This is a genomic window from Candidatus Protofrankia datiscae, from assembly GCF_000177615.2.
Taxonomy (GTDB): domain Bacteria; phylum Actinomycetota; class Actinomycetes; order Frankiales; family Frankiaceae; genus Protofrankia; species Protofrankia coriariae.
The window spans coordinates 4067876-4086621 of sequence record NC_015656.1; the positions used below are offsets into that span (position 1 = coordinate 4067876).

General features: G+C 69.9%; 17 protein-coding genes and 1 pseudogene. 6 read left to right on the forward strand and 12 right to left on the reverse strand.

Annotated features, from left to right (window positions below):
• Positions 1-3 precede the first annotated feature (3 nt).
• From FSYMDG_RS28720 to FSYMDG_RS17020, 3 genes are all read left to right on the forward strand, one after another.
• Entirely contained in the window at positions 4-1824 is a 1821-nt protein-coding gene (locus tag FSYMDG_RS28720; protein ID WP_013874625.1) for a tyrosine-protein phosphatase, read from the forward strand.
• A gap of 189 nt (positions 1825-2013) precedes the next feature.
• The gene (locus FSYMDG_RS17015; RefSeq protein WP_013874626.1) at positions 2014-3042 is read left to right on the forward strand and encodes a carbohydrate ABC transporter permease; all 1029 of its coding nucleotides are present in this window, start codon (positions 2014-2016) and stop codon (positions 3040-3042) included.
• 126 nt (positions 3043-3168) lie between these two features.
• Positions 3169-3945, forward strand: coding sequence for a carbohydrate ABC transporter permease (locus FSYMDG_RS17020; protein ID WP_043603899.1), 777 nt, complete (start codon positions 3169-3171; stop codon positions 3943-3945).
• 45 nt (positions 3946-3990) lie between these two features.
• On the opposite strand, the gene FSYMDG_RS17025 is transcribed toward FSYMDG_RS17020, so the two are convergent.
• Together FSYMDG_RS17025 and FSYMDG_RS17030 are read right to left on the reverse strand one after the other, a co-directional pair.
• Entirely contained in the window at positions 3991-4728 is a 738-nt protein-coding gene (locus tag FSYMDG_RS17025) for an ATPase (RefSeq protein ID WP_013874628.1), read from the reverse strand.
• A gap of 2 nt (positions 4729-4730) precedes the next feature.
• Entirely contained in the window at positions 4731-5372 is a 642-nt protein-coding gene (locus FSYMDG_RS17030) for an ArsR/SmtB family transcription factor (protein WP_013874629.1), read from the reverse strand.
• Between the two features lie 107 nt (positions 5373-5479).
• On the opposite strand from FSYMDG_RS17030, the gene FSYMDG_RS17035 reads away from it, so the two are divergent.
• Complete coding sequence (locus FSYMDG_RS17035; RefSeq protein WP_013874630.1) at positions 5480-5689, forward strand: DUF4177 domain-containing protein; 210 nt, start codon at positions 5480-5482, stop codon at positions 5687-5689.
• A gap of 233 nt (positions 5690-5922) precedes the next feature.
• Complete coding sequence (locus FSYMDG_RS17040) at positions 5923-7047, forward strand: NADH:flavin oxidoreductase (protein WP_013874631.1); 1125 nt, start codon at positions 5923-5925, stop codon at positions 7045-7047.
• Between the two features lie 99 nt (positions 7048-7146).
• Here the strand turns inward: FSYMDG_RS17040 and FSYMDG_RS17045 are convergent, their stop codons facing one another.
• From FSYMDG_RS17045 to FSYMDG_RS17055, 3 genes are all read right to left on the reverse strand, one after another.
• Positions 7147-8163 carry a tyrosinase family protein gene (locus FSYMDG_RS17045; RefSeq protein ID WP_013874632.1) on the reverse strand — a complete coding sequence of 339 codons (1017 nt, stop codon included), beginning with the start codon at positions 8161-8163 and terminating at the stop codon, positions 7147-7149.
• 12 nt (positions 8164-8175) lie between these two features.
• Positions 8176-8397: a hypothetical protein gene (locus tag FSYMDG_RS26900; RefSeq protein WP_165440855.1), complete on the reverse strand. Its 222-nt coding sequence runs from the start codon at positions 8395-8397 to the stop codon at positions 8176-8178.
• A 711-nt stretch (positions 8398-9108) separates the two neighbouring features.
• Positions 9109-9312, reverse strand: coding sequence for a hypothetical protein (locus tag FSYMDG_RS17055; RefSeq protein WP_237702828.1), 204 nt, complete (start codon positions 9310-9312; stop codon positions 9109-9111).
• A gap of 294 nt (positions 9313-9606) precedes the next feature.
• Here FSYMDG_RS17055 and FSYMDG_RS17060 point away from each other — a divergent pair, with 294 nt between their 5' ends.
• The gene (locus tag FSYMDG_RS17060; protein ID WP_013874635.1) at positions 9607-10677 is read left to right on the forward strand and encodes an N-acetylglucosamine kinase; all 1071 of its coding nucleotides are present in this window, start codon (positions 9607-9609) and stop codon (positions 10675-10677) included.
• Here FSYMDG_RS17060 and FSYMDG_RS25385 read toward each other — a convergent pair.
• The 7 genes and pseudogenes from FSYMDG_RS25385 to FSYMDG_RS17090 all read right to left on the reverse strand — a co-directional run.
• Positions 10623-11792: pseudogene (locus FSYMDG_RS25385) on the reverse strand (alpha,alpha-trehalose-phosphate synthase (UDP-forming)); the annotation flags it as partial. The gene FSYMDG_RS17060 and the pseudogene FSYMDG_RS25385 overlap by 55 nt on opposite strands.
• Before the next feature lie 21 nt (positions 11793-11813).
• The gene (locus FSYMDG_RS25390; protein ID WP_013874637.1) at positions 11814-12755 is read right to left on the reverse strand and encodes an HAD family hydrolase; all 942 of its coding nucleotides are present in this window, start codon (positions 12753-12755) and stop codon (positions 11814-11816) included.
• A gap of 449 nt (positions 12756-13204) precedes the next feature.
• A complete protein-coding gene (locus FSYMDG_RS17070) occupies positions 13205-14056 on the reverse strand; it encodes a DUF72 domain-containing protein (RefSeq protein WP_013874638.1) in 852 nt (283 codons plus the stop codon).
• Between the two features lie 332 nt (positions 14057-14388).
• The gene (gene katG, locus FSYMDG_RS17075) at positions 14389-16623 is read right to left on the reverse strand and encodes a catalase/peroxidase HPI (RefSeq protein WP_013874639.1); all 2235 of its coding nucleotides are present in this window, start codon (positions 16621-16623) and stop codon (positions 14389-14391) included.
• Between the two features lie 26 nt (positions 16624-16649).
• Positions 16650-16892 carry a hypothetical protein gene (locus FSYMDG_RS17080; protein WP_013874640.1) on the reverse strand — a complete coding sequence of 81 codons (243 nt, stop codon included), beginning with the start codon at positions 16890-16892 and terminating at the stop codon, positions 16650-16652.
• Between the two features lie 248 nt (positions 16893-17140).
• Positions 17141-17491 carry a hypothetical protein gene (locus tag FSYMDG_RS17085; protein WP_013874641.1) on the reverse strand — a complete coding sequence of 117 codons (351 nt, stop codon included), beginning with the start codon at positions 17489-17491 and terminating at the stop codon, positions 17141-17143.
• Positions 17492-17493: 2 nt separating this feature from the next.
• The gene (locus FSYMDG_RS17090; protein ID WP_013874642.1) at positions 17494-18693 is read right to left on the reverse strand and encodes a hypothetical protein; all 1200 of its coding nucleotides are present in this window, start codon (positions 18691-18693) and stop codon (positions 17494-17496) included.
• Between the last annotated feature and the right edge of the window lie 53 nt (positions 18694-18746).

An 18746-nucleotide genomic window follows, 5' to 3' on the forward strand; every position in this document is an offset into this window, starting at 1 on the left:
CCGGTGACCGGGCAGACCCCGCCGACCAACGGTGCCGACCTGACCGACACGACCGGGCGGCCCGCCGGGCCCGTCGCCGCAACCATTGCCGCGACCATTGCCGCGGCGGTGGAACCACGGCGCGTCCCGCTCCCGTCGGGCCCGATCAACCTCCGGGACGTCGGCGGGTATCCGACCGCGGACGGTCGTACGGTGCGCTGGCGGACGCTGCTGCGCGCGGGCTCCCTGCACGGGCTCGACAGCCGCGGCCGGGCCGTCCTCGCCCAGATCGGCCTGCGCACCGTCGTCGACCTCCGCGAGGACGCCGAGGTGACACGCGCCCCGGACCAGCTCGGCCGGCTCGCCGTGGAGCACCGGCGGATTCCCGTCTACACGCTGCCGGTGACCCGGCAGCGGACTGCCGACGACGGGGCCGGTGGATCCGCGTCCGTGGGCTCCTTCACCGCGACGGAGGCCATCCGCGCCGCGAGTGCCTCCGGCGACCTGGGGAGCATCTACGACCACATCGTCGACCACCTGGGTGCCCGCCTCACCGCGGCCGTGCTGGCGTTGGCCGCCCCGGACGCGCTGCCGGCGATCGTGCACTGCAGCGCCGGCAAGGACCGCACCGGCCTGGTCATCGCCCTGGTCCTCGACCTGGTCGGGGTGCCGGCGGAGGTGATCGCGCAGGATTTCGCGCTGACATCGTACTTCCTGCGTGACGAGGCCGCCGCCACCGTCCAGCGGATGTCCAGCTGGCTCTCGGCCGAGGGCACGCCGCTGCCGCCCGCCCTGCTCGACAGCCCGCCGGAGCTCATCCTGCGCTCGTTGGCCCGCATCCGCACCAGCCACGGCGGCACCCGCGCGTACCTGCTCGCGCACGGGGCGACCGGGCACGCGCTGGACCGCCTGGTCGAAGCCCTGCTCGTCCCGGCGGACACACCCGCCTCCCGGCTCGAAAGGGCTCTCGAAAGGACTTCCGTGCCCGCATCCCCGGACCTGACCGCGTACACCCCCACCCACACCCTGATCCAGATCAGCGACACCCACATCGTCCGCGAGGACGAGCTGCTGCACGGCAAGATCGACTCATATGCCACGCTGCGTACCGTCCTCGAGCAGATCGAGGCCGCCGGGACGACGATCGACGCCCTGCTGCTCACCGGCGACCTCGCCGACAGCGGCGACCTGGCCGCCTACCAGCGGCTGCGCGACCTGGTCGAGCCGGTGGCGGCCCGCCTGGGTGCACCGGTGCTCTACGCCGTCGGCAACCACGACTCCCGCGGGCCGTTCCGGGCCGGGCTGCTCGGCGCGGAACCGACGGCGGAGCCGTACGACCATGTGCACTGGATCGACGACCTGCGGGTCATCGTGCTCGACACCACCCGGCCGGGCAGACACAGCGGTGCGCTGAGCACCGCCCAGCTGCGCTGGCTCGCGGACGAGCTGGCCACCCCGGCGGCGGCCGGCACCGTCCTCGCCCTGCACCATCCGCCCGTGCCCTCGCCCATCTCGCTGGTGAACGCGCTGCTGCTCGCCGAGCCGGAGAAACTGGCCGACGTCCTGGCCGGCAGCGACGTGAAGATTCTCCTGGCCGGGCACGCGCACCACTCGTCCGCGGGCGCCATCGGCGCGGTGCCGGTCTGGGTGGCGGGCTCCAGCGCCTACCGGGCAGGCACGATCGGCCCGACCGACCGGTTCACCGGCCTGGCCGGCGGCGAGTACACCCGCGTCGACGTGTATCCGGCGGGAGCCGTCGCCACCGCGATCCCGATCGCCGACACCGAAGTGATCTATGACAGGAACATCGAGGAGATGGCAAAGATCGCCTCTGCCTACGCCTGATCTCTGACCACGCCCGAGACGTACGCAGCCCGTATCCGGCGCCCGTTCACGCCCGTCCCGGCGCGTCTCCGGGACGGGCGACCCGGCGACCCGTCCTCCCGTGCGCCCGGAGCGGACGCCGGCCGGCCGGGGTTCTTCGTCCGGTCGCGGGCTTTTTCTCCCGGACACCCGGAGAGGACGTTCCCAGCCGTGTTCGTCGAAGTCGCCGTCTCCACGGCAGCCACCGGCACCGCCATCCCGGCCGGCACCGCCGGCACGGCCGTCCTGGCCGGCACAGCCGGCACAGCCCTTGTCGACGGTGCCGTCTCCCGCCCGCGCGTCAGCGCCGTCCGGCCGCCGCTGGCCCGCCGGATGCTCGCCGCCGTACCGCCGTACCTGTACCTGCTGCCAGGGATGATCAGTCTGGCGCTGTGGACCTACAAACCGATCATCGAAGCCGTCCAGCTGTCCTTCTACCGCTGGAACCTGCTGCCGACCTCGCCACGGATCTACGTCGGCCTGGAGAACTACCAGCGGCTGTTCACCATCCCGCAGCTACGGGACGCCGCGATGAACACGCTGTGGTACGTCCTTGGCCTGGTGCCGTTCGCCATCATCCTGCCCACCGCCGTCGCGCTGGTCGTCCGTGATCTCAGCGGCCGGTCGCGCACCGTCTACCGGGCGCTGATCTTCCTGCCGATGCTGGTCGCGCCGGTCGCGGCCGCCGCGGTGTGGCGGTGGCTGCTGGATCCCTCGGGGCTGGTGAACCACGCTCTCGGGCTCGGCGCGTTCAACTGGCTGCGGGAGGAGTCGACCGCGCTGTTCTCCATTCTCATGATCTGCGCATGGCAGATCCTCGGTTTCGCCGTACTCGTCATCTCGGCCGGGCTCACCGGGATCAGCGCCGACTACACCGAGGCCGCCGAGATGGACGGCGCCTCGCGCTGGCAGACCACCCGCTGGGTGACGCTGCCGATGCTGCGCTCGACGCTGCTGTTCATGCTGCTCATGACGGTGCTGCTGTCCGCGCAGTGGACGTTCCCGCTGATCGACGTGCTGACCCAGGGCGGCCCCGTGGACAGCACGACAAACGTGTACTACCTGCTCTGGGAGTTCGGCTTCCGCAGCCTGGACTCGGGACTCGCCTCCGCCGCGGGCGTCGTCTTCTTCCTCGCCTTCGCCGTGGTGGCGGCGGCGCTGGTGAAACTGGCCGACCACTACAGCTTCGCCGACAACTGACCCCGACCGAAGGACGCGGACAATGACCGGCAGGACAACAGGCGGCGGGACAACAAGGGGCAGGACAACAGCCGGGGGGCGACGGGCGGCACACGGGTACCCCGCCGGCGAACCGCGGCCGGCCATCTGCTGCTGGCCCTGCTGAGCCTGATCAGCCTGTTTCCGGTGTACTGGATGTTCGCGAGCTCGCTGCGCCAGCCGGGGCGCATCTTCCGGCAGTCGCTGCTGCCCTGGCCGTTGAGCCTCGAAAGCTACCGCTTCGTCTTCGACAACCTCGACATGAGCGCGCTGCTCGCCAACACCCTCGTGATCGCCGTCGTGACCGCCGCCGGTCAGCTCATGGTGTGCCTGCTGGCCGCCTACGCCTTCGCCGCCTGGGAGTTCCGCGGCAGGAACATCCTGTTCCTGATGTTCGTCGCCACCTGGCTCATCCCGTTCCAGGTGACGATGATCTCCAACTATCTCGTGCTGTCGAATCTCGGGCTGTTGAACACCCTGGCCGGCGTCATCATCCCGAACCTGTGCTCGGCGCTTGCCGTGCTCATGCTCCGCCAGCACATGCAGGCCTTCCCCCGGGAACTGCTCGACGCCGCCCGGATCGACGGGCGGGGCTCGTGGACGATCCTGTGGACGGTGGTCGTGCCGAACCTGCGGCCGGTGCTGGCGTCGCTGTCGATCCTGCTGTTCATCTCCGCCTGGAACGACTACTTCTGGCCCGCGCTGGTCCTGCAACGGGCGAACTCCGTCGTACAGCTCGGCATCCGCGGTTTCCTGACCGAGGAGGGCGACAACTGGGGTGCGTTGATGGCCGCGTCCGGTCTTGCCTGCCTGCCCGTCTTCGCCCTCTACATGGCCATGCAGCGTCAGGTCGTCGACGCCTTCGTGCGGTCCGGCCTGCGCTGACGGGCACCGGCCGGACCGCGGGAAACGGCACCGGCACGGACCCCGTCAGGCGTAGACCTCCTCAAGCCATGCCTGCAGCGCCTTCTCCGTGCCCTGCTGGTCCGCGTCGGACGCGAACAGGTGGGCGGCGACGGAGACCTGCGCCCCGAAGGCGTTACGGCCGAAGACCCGGTACAGCGCATCCTCGGTGCGCAGGCCGAGGAAGTGCGGGGCCAGATAGTCGACGACAGCGTCCAGCGGCCGAAGACCGGGCAGCGTGACACGGACCTGGTCACCCTGCCTGGCTGCGCCGAGCCCGAGGGCACGGCGCAGCGCGTCGAACCCGTCCGGGGTGATCGAGGAGGCCGGCGCGTCGACCGACACGTAGCTCGCCGGGCGGCGGCTGAAGTAGCGCAGGTACTGGCCGAGCGTGTGCAGGTAGAAGTCGGTGTGCCTGGAGGCACCGTCGTACTGGTTGTCCCAGTCGTCGGCGAACATCCCGCTGTGCACGTAGCGGACCCAGGTCGTCCCGCCGTCGCGGGCCTCGACGAGGTGTTCGAGCTGGTTGAACCAGCCGTCCGGCCCCTCGGAGCGGACGATGAGGTGGTGCGGCGGCTCCCAGGCCAGCAGCGTGCCGCCGTCCCAGGAACCGCCCACCTGTGGCTGCGGGGCCTGCGTCGGCCACAGCCAGCCGGCGTTGCCGATGGTGACCGCGTCCCAGTACTCCTCGGGTGTGGTCGGCAGCAGTGTCTCGCGCTCGATCGCGAACTTGCGCCCGGACTGGTTCAGCTGCTCGTTCAACATGGTCAGTTCCCCTCGGTGTGACCGGGCCCGGCCGGGCTCGGGCGTGGGTTCGGATTCGCATTCGGGATCTTCAGGCTGGGATGCAGGGCGATCACCAGGCGGTGCCTGCGCCCGCCCGGCGCCTTCTCGTCGTGGTATCTGGCGACCAGCGCGGTGACGGCGTCGGACAGCTCCGCCGCGAAGGCCGCCCGGTCGGCCGCGGTGGCGAAGCGGATCTCGCTGTCGACGGCGAACGTCGCCAGCCGCTGGCGGGCCGCGGTGGCGCCGGCGAGCAGTTCGCCCACCTCCCTGATCAGGCGGGAGGCGAGGGCGAGCATCCAGCGCGCCGAGGTCTCGTCCCGGGCCCGGTCGGGGTCCGGGGCGACGTCCGCCAGCGCGGCCGGGGAGATGACGTAGGAGCTTGCGGTGGCCCGCAGCACCCGTTCGGTGCAGTTGCCCCTGCGTCGTTCCTCGACCAGCTCGACGAGGCCGTGCTGCTCCAGCGCGCGCAGATGGTAGTTGACCTTCTGCCTGGTCAGCCCGGTGCGGGCGGCCAGTGTGGTGGCCGAGCCGGGCTCGGCCAGCGCGGCCAGCAGACGGGCGCGCACCGGGTCGAGCGAGACCTCGGCGGCGGCCGGGTCCTCGATCACTGCGACATCGAGCATGGCCTCATCATGGCCACCGAAAGAAAAATTTGTCAAGGAAGCTTCTACTGTCGGATGCCCAGGAGGCGGGATGCCGGGGCCGGCTGGTCGCGGGGGACGATGAGCTCATGGCGGAGCGATTCGAGTACAAGGTCGTCGAACTGCGGGAGGGCCTGATCGGCGGCAAGATGTCCGGCGACCGGCTGGAGAAGATCCTCAACGAGCATGCGAAACAGGGATGGCAGCTCAAGGCGATCACCACGACGGAGGTCAAGGGGCGCATCGGCCCCGGAGGCGTCGACGGGGTCCTCGTGACCTTCGAACGACGCCTCGACTAGAGCCCCGAGAAGATCAGCCCATTGGGCATCGCGCGCTGCCACGCGTCCGAGCCGATCGGTGCGGCGGCCCCGCGGGGGCCCGCTGAGCGTCCGCGGAATGTGGACGCCGCGAAAACCCGTTCAAGCATCGGACCTACCCGCGCCACAGGCGTACCCATACCCGTGACCTGGATCACCTGAGTCGGAATCGGGCGTGTGGAGCGGGACCATCGGAGTGCGAGAGGAGACTGTGCGTGACGTCGACGCAGGATACGACCCAGGTGGCGCAGGCCCTGGGACGGCCGTTCACTGTCGGTGATCTGACCGTGGCGAACCGGATCGTCATGGCGCCCATGACCCGCCAGTTCTCCCCGGACGGCGTGCCCGGTGACGATGTCGCGGCCTACTACGCCCGCCGGGCGGCCAGCGACGTAGGGCTGATCATCACCGAGGGCACCTACGTCAACCACGCCTCGACCGGCAGCAGCGAACGGGTCCCCCGGTTCCACGGCACGGACCAGCTCGCCGGCTGGGCCCGGGTGGCGGAGGCGGTGCACCGGGCCGGCGGCCGGATCATCCCGCAGCTGTGGCACGTCGGCGCGACCCGCGCCGCGGGTGCCCCGCCCGTCCCCGACGCCCCCCCGGTCGGCCCGTCCGGCCTGGCACTGGACGGGACGCCCACCGGCCGCGCGATGACCCAGGCGGATCTCGACGACGTGGTACGGGCCTTCGCCGACGCGGCAGCGGACGCCGAACGCCTCGGCTTCGACGGCATCGAACTGCACGGCGCCCACGGGTACCTCATCGACCAGTTCCTCTGGGACACCACCAACCGGCGCGACGACGCCTACGGCGGGGACATCGTCTCCCGGACCAGGTTCGCCGCGGAGATCGTGGCGGCCTGCCGCCACGCGGTGTCACCGGGCTTCCCCGTCTTCTTCCGTCTGTCCCAGTGGAAGTCCGGCAACTACGACGCCAGGCTCGCGCAGCACCCCGAGGACCTCGACCGCCTGCTGACCCCGCTGGTCGACGCCGGCGTGGACGTCTTTCACGCGTCGACGCGCCGGTACTGGCTGCCGGAGTTCACCGGCTCACCGCTCAATCTGGCCGGCTGGGTCAGAAAGCTCACCGGCAGGGCCACGGTGACGGTCGGCTCGGTCGGCCTGGACACCGAGTTCGGGCAGGCCTTCATCCCGGGCAGCCGGTCCGGTGTCGACACCATCGACGCCCTGCTGGAACGGCTCGAGCGGGACGAGTTCGACCTCGTCGCGGTCGGCCGCGCCCTGCTGGCCGACCCCGAATGGGCCACGAAAATCCTGAACGGACGCGTCGAGGCGTTGGCCCCCTTCCACAACGACGCGCTCAAGACGCTGCGGTGAGAACAGCGCCACCGGAGCCCGCGTATTCGTCTACTCACGTGTTCGCGGACGCCGGGAAACTCATACGAATCAGGCCGTGCGAATCAGGGTGTGAATCAGTCAGGCCATGCGGACAACGCCGGTTCCGCCACTGCCGACACCGGCAGGCTCGGCGGTGACAAACAGGGCGTCGTATTTGTATATGTCACTGACGTCCAACATCTGCCGGGGCGTCGCCGGTGCCGAGAGCAGCGAGAACATGGCATCGTCGATACGGTGCCCGGTCAGTGCCGTCGAAGCCGTTCCGGTCGGCACGTAGGGGCTTTCGGGATGGATTTCCTGCCAGGACGCCCAGATACGGTCGACATTGCAGTGATTGAGATAGAAGACCGGGTCGTTGGGTGACGAAGAAGGCAACATGTCGCCCCCGACCCACACGTGCACGCGGTTGTGCAGCCCCGGCGCCGTGTTCAACGGACGCCACCCCTCAAGCCGGTTACGGAACCCGTTCGAGGTGGTCGACCAGGGCGACTGGTCGTAGGCGCCGAGATCCAGCGCGGCGTCGATGTCCGAGTTCGTCGGCAGGTTCGAGGCGTTGGCCGCGAACTGGCGCCGCAGGCCACGGTTCGTGCCGCGCAGCCGTCCCTGAACGTCCGTGTCGATCAGCACCCGCCAGGACCCGGGGTCGGACGGGTCGAACGCGAACGGGCCGGTGGCGACGGGATCTCCCTGTCCGCCCAGGGCGCCGCCGGCCCACAACGGCAAGTCGGGCTGTTCCGCCGCGGGGAGATCACCATCCGACGACCAGTCCCAGTAGGGCAGGCCGAAGTTCTCGTTGCCGAGCACCCTCTGCAGTTGGAGCTCCAACAACACCAGCATGAAACGATGCCAGGGAAGGAACACCGGCCCACGGTGAGCGGCGTTGCGGTCGCCCTGCGACGGGGGCGTGAAAGTACTCATCGCGATGTGGTGCCACGCGACGAAGAGATCATACGTGCTGACCTGCTGCTGTTGGCCTCCTATCCCCAGGTCGGCGGTGGTCGGTCCGAGGAACTCGGCCTTCAGCAGCCGAACGCCCTGTACGTACAGATCACGCGACGCGGCGTCGCGCAGGATGTTGCGACGGACGACGGCCATGCTCGAACCTCCTCAGTCATGGTGCTGATGCGCGGGCCCGTGGGTGTCGACGGGCTCCCCTGGTGACCCGAAATCGTCCGGGAAGGCGTCGACCAGCTTCTCGGCCATCTCGACCGCGGACGCGAAAGAAATGTTGGGAATGGCGTGGTAGTGCACCTGCCCGTCGTTGGTCACGCCCACGTGCCCTGTGATCGCGTTCCCGTCGACCTCGATCGAATAGGTGGTCCGCACCACAATATGGTGACCTTTGTACGTCACCTCACGGACGCTCTCAAGGGCGTGGCGATCGTGTTCCTCGGGTCGCTGACGCCGATATCTCCGCAAACTCTCGAGCACCGACCGCGGCTGGGCCAGTGGTGCCAGCTCACTCTTTCTCATGTGCATCTCCCAGCATGAGAGAACATTTATCCGGCCGTGTCCTCGGTCTTCGCGGGCCCGTCCGAAAACCACCACAACCGGGTCGGAAAACCGTGTACGGCCATCGTTTCACCAGCCACTTCTGGAACAACATTCCCGCAACGGGTACCGTGTTGCCACGAAAATCAGTGATGCCGCACGGCAGCACCCGATCATCCGGCGTGGATCGGATTCCCGCGAAGCCGCGGTCCACGGGATGACAGGATGCCGGGCGCGCGCCCGCCGGCTCCCGGCCCGGCGATGCAGGTGGGTGTCCGGATCCGACTCGCGGGTTCGCAGCGGTTCATGCTTCCTCCCGGAGGCTGTCGGCCGCGCCCTGCGCGTGTTTCCTCCGTCACGAGCATTCCCCAACGAGGAGCAACCGACTGGCTACTGTCGCCACGCGGACACAGCGACATGTCGGCCACGGAACCGCACACGCCGATCCCGCCCAACTCCGGGCGGCTTTCCATACCCAACTGCTCGGACGTACACACGGTCATCCCCCGGCCCGGCGGCCCGTGGTCGCGGCCGGGCTCAAGGAGCCCTTCAGGGCAGAGACACCCAGATGCCGGGATCGACGCCACCGAGCCAGCGGTCGATGTCCGCTCGCCACCACACCCGGGTACCGCCCCAACTCGAGGTGCGGTTGACCGGCGCGGCCGGGGCGGGCGCACGAGGATCGGTCCGCAGCCGATGATCGACGGCCTGCCGCGTCACCCCCAGGACGGCGGCGATGTCGGCGGACCCCACAAGTATCGGCGGCTCGTCCACGCACCCCGACGATAGCCCGCCGACCGCGCAGCCACCCAGGACCGACTGACTACGCGTACCGCGCTGCCTGAAATCCTGCTCGACCTATGGATTTGGAGGGTACTGAGCCACGGATCTGGCGGACCTGGAGTGATGGACTTGGAGCCGCCCCGGGGAACAACGAGATCGTCCACACTCAGGACATCGCCTGTCCCACCTCGTGCTGGCAGGCAGGGCAGGAGCGTCGACACCCCGTCCGGTCCGGGAAACATCGATCCGAAAGGGCGAATCCGCTTGCCTACCAGCCCCAGTCTGCCGGGGGTGCTCGCCATCGACACCGGTAACAGCAAGACCGACGTCCTCCTGATCGGCGCGGACGGCAGCGTCCTGGGCGATGCCCGTGGCGGTGGCTTCCGACCGCACCTGATCGGGGCACAGTCCGCGGTCGCCATGCTGGCGCCGTTGGTCCGGACAGCCGCCGCACGGGCCGGGTTACCGCCGGCGGAGAACCCGGTGGCAGAGAACCCGGTGGCGGAGCACACCAGCGCGTGTCTGGCCAACGCCGACCTGCCGGTGGAGGAGGAGCGGCTGCGGAAGGCCATCGAGGAGCAGGGCTGGACGCGGTCGGTGTGCGTCCGCAACGACACCTTCGCCGTGCTGCGGGCCGGGACGGACGACGCCCACGGGGTCGCTGTGGTCTGCGGCGCCGGAGTCAACTGCGTGGGCCTGCTGCCGGACGGCCGGACCGTGCGCTTCCCCGCTCTCGGACGGCTGACCGGTGACTGGGGCGGTGGCGAGATACTGGCGGTGGAGTGCATGTGGCACGCCGTCCGGGCGGAGGACGGTCGCGGTGCGGCGACCGCGCTCGCGTCCGCCGTTGCCGCACACTTCAACCTGTCGAGCGCGACCCGCGTCGCCGAGGCGGTCCACCTCGGCGAGCTCGAGCAGGACAGGCTGCATGAGATCATCCCGCTTCTGTTCGCCACCGCCGCGACGGGCGACGCGACCGCGGTCGGCCTGATCGACCGTCAGGCCGACGAGATCGTCCGGCTCGCTCTGGCCGCACTCACCCGGCTGGACCTGCTCGACACGCCGACCCCGCTCGTCCTCGGCGGTGGCATGCTGGCCTCCCGGCAGCCGTTGCTGCTGGACAACCTCACCGCCCGGCTGGCCGTCCGCGCACCACTCGCCGAGATTCGGCTGGTGGTCGCTCCCCCGGTCGTCGGGGCCGCGCTCCTCGGCCTCGACCACCTCTCGGCCGCCCGGCCCGGCTTCCCGGCCGCCCGGCCTGCTGATGGCTGCCGTAAGGCTCAGGAACGGTTGCGGGCCGCATACCAGCCGCCGCTGTCATGGCCGCCGCTGTGAACAGGAACCTGCCGGGATGGCCACGGGGGGCGCTCCGTTTCCTGGATAGCAGAGATGATCTCTGCTGCCCACGTCGTCGGATGACGGTGGCCGAGCCGGTGGGTGAGGTCGGCCAGGCGCGTCCGCCGTTCGGCGGTCGTGAGCGACAGTGCCAGGGCCAGCCGGTCGGTGAGGTCCTCAAGGGAGTAGGGGTCGGTGAGCACCGCGGCCGTTCCCAGCTCCTCCGCCGCTCCGGTGTGCTGGGAGAGCACCAGCACACCGAGGCCGCCGACCGCTGCCTGTACGGCGACGTACTCCTTGGCCGTCAGGTTCATCCCGTCCTGGAAGGAGGTGACCCAGAAGATGTCGGCGGCTAGGTAGTTGTCGACGACCTCGGTGAAGGAAAGCGAGCGAGGCAGGTAGTCGATGGGCTGCCAGCCATCCTCCGCCCAGGCCCGGTTGACCTCGACGATCCGTCGTTCGAGTTCCCGCCGTGTCGAGTCGTAGGCGGTGATGCCGGGCTCAGGCGGGGCGCAGATCAGCCGGACGCGAAGGCGGCCGCGCAGCTCGGGGCGGCGGGCGAGCAGCATCGCGACCGCTTCGATCTTCTCGACCGGGGCCTTGGTGTAGTCCAGGCGTTCGACGGAGAGCACCAGGTGGCCATCCTGCCTGCGGATGCAAGGGGCTCGGTCGCGGGCGAGTGCGCCGATGGCGTCGTGGTCGACACCGAGCGGGTGGACGCCGATCCTCGGCGGCCGCGGGCTGTCCGCGAGGACGGACCGGAAACGCTCGGCAAAGGTCGTGGTGTGGAATCCGGCCCAGTCCAGGCAGTTGAGCGAGGCGCGGATCTCGTCGGCGGTCGGCAGGACGGCGAACATCTCCGGTGGTGGAAAGGGGGTGTGGTGGAACAGTCCCACCCGCAGGTCCGGCCGGGTCCTGCGGAGGATGCCCGGTACCAGCCAGAGGTTGTAGTCGTGCAGCCAGACCGTGCCGCCCCGGGGCGCCTCGTCGTCGATGCGTTCGGCGAAACGCCTGTTGACCGTGCGGTACTGCTCCCAGGTGAGCGGGTTGAAACGCAGCCGTTCGGGTTGTGACATCAGTACCGGCCAGAGCGTTTCCTTGCATGCCTGGTGGAAGTAGGAGCGCCATTCGTCCGGTCACAGCGGGAGGAAGGAGAGCGGGATCCTGCTGTCATAGCCGTCGAGGTGAGCCGCGCGTTCCGGCTGGTCCAGGACCGCGGCGGTCACCCAGACGGCCTCCATACCGCCGCTGAAGAGAGCCCGCAGGGTGGGCAGGATGCCGTTCGGGCTCGACGGCTCCTGCCAGTCGGCTTCGGGAGTCCAGTTGACCGGCGGGCGATGGTAGCCGATCACGAGTGAGGAGCCGGTCTCGACCCAGCCCAGCTCCAGCAGCGCCTGCAACACGCCCGCGGCACCGGGCTGCTGGGGCCGCGGGACGGCCCCCTGGCCGTCCAGCGCGGCGATCAGCGTGGGCTCGGAGTTGCCGACCGCCACGCCGTGCGCACCGATCCGGAACATGGACAGGTCGTTGAGGCTGTCCCCGGCGACCAGGATCGAGGCCACCGGCCAGCCCTGCGAGCGGGCGAGAGCGGCCAGAGCGTTGCCCTTGGAGGCGCCCCTGGGCAGGCCGTCGAAGTAGCGGTCCGCCGAGTAGCTCCAGGAGCAGCCGAGCGCCTCCACCGCGTCGATGATGGCCGGTGTGAGATCTTCGGGACGGAGGAAGAACGAGCAGCGGCCCTCCTGCGGCGCATCGTCCTGGTAGGTCAGCGCGGGGAAGCCGCGCAGTGCGGCGCGTATGCGCCCGGTTCCGGGCCAGCCGGCCCGCAGTTCGCCTTGCAGTGGTTGGACCGGCGTGTAGTCGACACCGTCGAGCACGGTCGCACCGACGTCGGCGATGATCCATCGGGGCCTGGGCACCAGCGGGTCCTCCAGCGCCTCGTGGATGGAGGGCAGTCCGCGCCCGGTGGCGAAGACGACCATCACCTCGGGATGGCGGTTCAGCGCGTCGCGCAGGCGCCGTCGGTCGGTTGCGGCTCCGCCCAGCAGGGTTCCGTCGAGGTCGGTGACCAGGATTGGCACACAGGTTCCCTTCGTGGCGGGGACACCTGCTGCGAAAGGAACCGTACGGTTCGCCGCCGCGTCCCCCGCCACACCCGCCAGCGCCGACCGAATACCTGATTTCTACTCCAAAATCATCAGAAATGATGACCGGGAGTCAGGAAGAGAACGGCAAACCGTCATCGCGTGGTCGGGGACGAGGACCTTCCGTCGCGAGCCTGTGAGCCGCCCGGGACCGGCTGTCGTGCGGTCAGGCCCACCGAGCAGGTCACGGCGGGGAGGATGCCGGGGCTGGACGTGATCGTTGCGCACGACCAGTCACCGGCGCTGGCCACTCCGCTCACCGACCAACCGGGCCAGGTAAAGATCCAATCTCCGCCCCCAACGGCCGCAGCCGGCATCCGCCCCGCGCGCCCGTGCGCACGATCTCGTCGATCAGTGACGGCGACCCCACCCCTCCTTGTGCCGCGTCAGAAGAGGGTCAGGGGCTCGGTTGGTATCGGCTGGGGCAGCGCGTCGAGCTCGGGTACGCGTACCCGAACCTCGTCGTGGAAACGGCGGGCGAGCAGCGGCGCGTCGGCATTGTCCGGGGTGTGCACAAAAACGGTGGGTGACCGGCCCTCGCGCAGCCACTCGACGACAGTGTCAGTCCAGTGCTGCCAGCCTTCGATCGTCCGCTCCGCGGCGTCGCGGCCGAGGTAGCGGACGATCGGCCGGTCGGTCAACGCGAGCGATCGCAGTGGCAGGCGTGGTTTCTTCGTCCACGCCTCCCGTTCGGCGTCGCTGCTTGGCGGGCTCCGAAAGAACGCGGTGGTGTCGAATGGAATCCATTCGGCGGCCACGGTGGCAAGCGCTCCTTCGAGAAGCCGCGCCGCGCGGGGGTCGTTGAAGAAGACGGGGTGACGGACCTCCACGGCGTACCGGTGGGACCTGGTGAGCCGGTGGAGAAAACGAGCGAGCGCGGGGACGTCGGCGGGGGTGAACGATCCTGGCAGCTGTATCCAGAGGGCGTGGGCCCGCGGGCCGAGCGGCTCGATCGCCGTCAGGAAGGCGTGCAGTGCCTCGTCGGTGTCCGTGAGACGGCGTTCGTGTGTGATGACCTTTGGCAGCTTGATCACGAACCGGAAGTCGGCGCTGGTCTGCCGCGCCCACGAGGCCACGGTGTCCCTGGCCGGGGTCGCATAGAACGTCGTGTTTCCTTCGACCGCGTTGCACCAGCCGGCATAGTGCCGCAGGCGTTCGTGAGACGGGAGCGGATGCGCCAGAAAACGTCCCTGCCACGACTTGTGCGTCCACATCGCGCATCCCACGTGAAGACGCATGACGACCCGAGCCCTCCATGGACGAACCGCGCCTGAGGCAGCCGGGCCCGAGCTCGCCCTCCAGGTCGCGACTGTGGCACACATAGCCATGTGTAGCCGCACATACTGTATCCAGAAACCGGACCCGCACCGACGACAGAATCGCGCCCCCGGACCCGAATCAGAGGACCGCCCCGCCCAAACGCCGGCCGGACACGGCCAGGCCGCGGCACGGTGACGGCCGCGGCCGACCGAGCCGCACATGAACGGAAACATCCCGGTCGGAGGGGGCCGGCGCGAGCCGACCGGCCGACCGACCGGGACGCCAGGGTCAGGTCAGGAGCAGAACAGGATCAGACGAGGTCGAACCGGTCGAGGTTCGTCACCTTGGTCCATGCCGCGACGAAGTCGTGCACGAACTTCTCCCGCGCGTCGTCGCTCGCGTAGACCTCCGCGAGCGCGCGCAGTTCGGAGTTCGAGCCGAAGATGAGGTCGACGCGGCTGGCAGTCCACCTGACCTCGCCCGTGGCACTGTCGCGGCCCTCGAAGGTGTTCGCGTCCTCGGACGTCGGCTGCCACGTCGTGCCCAGGTCGAGCAGGTTGACGAAGAAGTCGTTGGACAGCGTCTCGGGGGTCGTGGTGAGGACGCCGAGCGGCGACTGCCTGTAGTTCGCACCCAGGACACGCAGACCACCGATGAGGACCGTCAGCTCGGGGGCGCTCAGGGTCAGCAGGTTCGCCCGATCGATCAGAAGGAACTCGGCCGGCAGCCGGTGGCCCTTCCCGAGGTAGTTGCGGAATCCGTCCGCGGTCGGCTCGAGCACGGCGAACGACTCCACGTCGGTCTGCTCCTGCGACGCGTCGGTCCGTCCTGGCGTGAAGGGGACCTCGACGTCGAAGCCGGCGTTCTTGGCGGCCCGCTCGACCGCCGCGTCACCGGCAAGCACGATCAGGTCGGCAAGTGAGACCCGCTTGCCACCGGTCTGGGCCGCGTTGAAGGCCTCCTGGATCCCTGTCAGGGTGCGCAGGACCGTCGCCAGCTGGTCGGGCTCGTTGACCTCCCAGTTGCGCTGCGGCTCGAGGCGGATGCGCGCGCCGTTGGCGCCGCCGCGCTTGTCGCTGCCGCGGAACGACGCGGCCGCCGCCCACGTGGTCCTGACCAGCTGTGAGACCGACAGGTCCGAGGCGAGGATCTGGCTCTTGAGGGTGGCGATGTCCCCAGCGTCGACGAGCTCGTGGGTCACCGGCGGGACCGGGTCCTGCCACAGCAGCGGCTCGGTCGGGACCTCCGGGCCAAGGTAACGCGAGATCGGCCCCAGGTCGCGGTGCGTCAGCTTGAACCAGGCCCGGGCGAACGCGTCCGCGAACTGGTCCGGGTGTTCCAGGAAGCGCCGCGCGATGGGCTCGTAGATCGGGTCGAACCGGAGGGAGAGGTCCGTCGTCAGCGCCGTCGGGGCGTGGCGCTTCGACGGGTCGTGGGCGTCGGGGACGGTGCCGGCGCCGGCACCGTCCTTCGGCTTCCACTGGTACGCGCCGGCGGGGCTCCTGGTCAGCTCCCACTCGTAGCCGAACAGGGTCTCGAGGAAGCTGTTGTCCCAGGTCACCGGGGTGGGTGTCCACGCGCCCTCGAGCCCGCTGGTGATCGTGTCGCCGCCCTTGCCGGTGCCGAAGGTGTTCTTCCAGCCGAGGCTCTGCTCCTCGATGGGAGCGGCCTCGGGCTCCGGGCCGACGTACCGGTCCGCGTCGGCCGCGCCGTGGGTCTTGCCGAAGGTGTGGCCGCCGGCGATCAGGGCGACCGTCTCCTCGTCGTTCATCGCCATCCGGCGGAACGTCTCGCGGATGTCCCGTGCCGCGGCGATCGGGTCCGGGGCACCGTTCGGGCCCTCCGGGTTGACGTAGATGAGGCCCATCTGGACCGCGGCGAGGGGGTTCTCGAGCTCCCGTTCGCCGGTGTAGCGCTCGTCGCCGAGCCAGACGCTCTCGGGGCCCCAGTAGACGTCCTCGTCAGGCTCCCAGACGTCCTCACGGCCACCGGCGAAGCCGAAGGTCGTGAAGCCCAGCGACTCCAGGGCGACGTTGCCGGCGAGGACGAACAGGTCGGCCCAGGAGAGCTGCTGGCCGTACTTCTTCTTGACCGGCCACAGCAGACGGCGGCCCTTGTCGAGGTTCGCGTTGTCCGGCCAGCTGTTGAGGGGCGCGAAGCGCTGCTGGCCGGCACCGGCACCACCGCGACCGTCGCTGATGCGGTACGTGCCCGCGCTGTGCCACGCCAGCCGGATTATGAGCGGGCCGTAGTGGCCGTAGTCAGCCGGCCACCAGTCCTGCGAGGTCGTCAGGACCTGCTCGATGTCCCGCTTCACGGCGGCGAGGTCGAGGGTCCTGAACGCCTCGGCGTAGTTGAACTCCTTGCCGAGGGGATTTGCCACGTCGGGGTTCTTGGCAAGGATCCTGAGGTTGAGCCGGTTCGGCCACCAGCCGCGGTTCCCGCCGCCCTGGGTGGGGTGCGAGGCACGCCCGTTCGCGGCCGGACACTGGCCGCCACTCTCCGTATTCGTGTCGGGTATGACCGCATCGTGGTTCTCGGACATTGAGATTCCTCCCGGGCCTAGGCGGATCAGGGGCGGTCAGCAACTGCGTGCGGGGAACAGCCGGTACACAGGCCCCAGCAGATGACCTCGGCCTCGTCGATCGAGAAGCCGCGGTCGCCGGACGCGGCCAGGCAGGGTGCCTCGCCGACGAGTGAGTCCGTGCCGGCACGCGGATGCGCGTGCACCGCGCTCAGCACCGCCATCCGAGGACGGGTCGCACGCAGGACGGCCCCGCGCAGTGCCTGCCGGAAGTCCAAGGCCGTAGTCACGTCCCCGACCCTGGCCCGTTTTCTGGAATCAGTCAAGAATCCAGAAGGCACGTTATCTTGATCCATATTGGGTAGGGCCCGCGTTCCAGTGGCAGGCACGGCCGTTGCTGGACACAGCGGTCCCGACGACCCCCAGCAAGATCGAAATCGCGGGCGGGCGGTGCTCGGTTCCAGCGGAGCGCACCGGTGGCCACCCGCGCGACGACGCGACCCGAACCGGGCGTTCCGGCATCGGGGTGAACAGCGGGTCAGTCCGTCACCAGCGAGGCGTTCGATGCCACGAAGACCGTGTTGCCGAAGGAATCCCTGGCAGAGTCACCATCCACGAGCGGACACACCCCGGCGGCCGTGAGCGCTCGGCCGCCGGGCTCGAGGGTCACTGTCGAGCTGCCGTTCACGTTCGTCTGCCCGTTCGTCCCGGAGAACGTGAACGAGCAGCTGGCCCCGACAACGATCGCCTGGCCGTCGCTCGACAGCACGTCGGACGTTGTGAGCTGTGGGGTGCCCGCGGTCCAGGTCCCGCTCGTCGCCCCGGTATACGGCGACGAGCCGGCCGTCGCCGAGACGTCGGTCGGCCGGGCGGCCGCTGCGCCGGCCATGGTCAGCGCGGCGCGCCGAAGGCGGCGACGATCCGGCTACGCGCCACGGCGTCCCGCAGCGCGTCGTTGTTCACCGCCACCCCGGTCGTGGCGAGCTGCCGGGCGATGTCCGTCGTGCCGAGGCGGGCGAGGCCTGCGACCGTCGTGTCGACCCCGGCGCCCGCGAGCGCGCCGACGATCCCGGACCCGAGCCCGACGACCGCGCCGGACGCCGTCCCGAGGTCACCGGCCGGGGTGTTCGCGACCGCCGGGTCGACGACGACCTGACCGAGCACCGCCGTCGCCGTCTCCCGCGGCAGCCGCGAGACGACGTCACCGGTCACGAGCTGGACGGTCGAGGCGACACCACCGAGCTGCTGGTCCGCCGGGAGCGCGGCGAGCACGGAGGCCGCGGTGACCCCGTTCGACAGCACCGCGCCGCCGACGACGGCGCGCAGGTCGGCGACGGTGGCGCCCGGGCGCTCGACGACCTCCCTGACCGTCGGCACGGTCATCAGGTCCTCCAGGCCGGCCACGGTCCGGACCACCTCGTCGGGTCTCGCGTCCTGGGGCCGGAACACGATGCCGGTGTTGCCGATCTGCGGCTTGATCTTGACTGCTTCCCCGAGGGTGGTACCGGCGAACTCGACAAGCTGGAAGTCATTGCCGGTCTGGGCGATGAAGGCCGTCCTGTCGGCGATCTTGACCGTGCCGAGGACGCCGAGGTTGCCCGGTGCCTGCGGACGCGGGGCCGTCTGGGACCGCAGGTCGAACAGGTCGTTCTGCAGCGCTGTGATCTTGCTCTCCAGCTCGTGGACGACGCCGACGAGGTCGGAGCGCAGTTCCCGCACCGCCGCCGCGAGCCGGACGAACTGGTCGTGGACGGCGTCGAACTCGTTCTCGATCGCGTGGAAGCGCGCGTTGAAACCGAGCTCCTCGGGGGTCGCGGAGGCCTGCACCCGGTCCTCGCCGTCGACCCAGTCGGTGTGCGCGAAGGTGCGTGTGTACGTGACGACGGTGTCCGGGTCGACGGTCTGCACGTCGGTCGCGAAGTCGAACGGCGCGGGCCGGGAGTTGCCGGTCGCCCCGACGATCCACCAGCCGAGGATCTCGCCGATCTTCGACTCGGCGAGCCCAGCGGACTTGAGCGTCCCGGCGACCTGCTGGGTCGAGACGCCGTTGACGAGGATGTCCCTGTCGAGGAACGAGATCGGTTGCGGCACGGCGGGCCTCCTGGCTCTGCGTCGGACGGGCCCGGAGGGCGGACGGCTCCGGG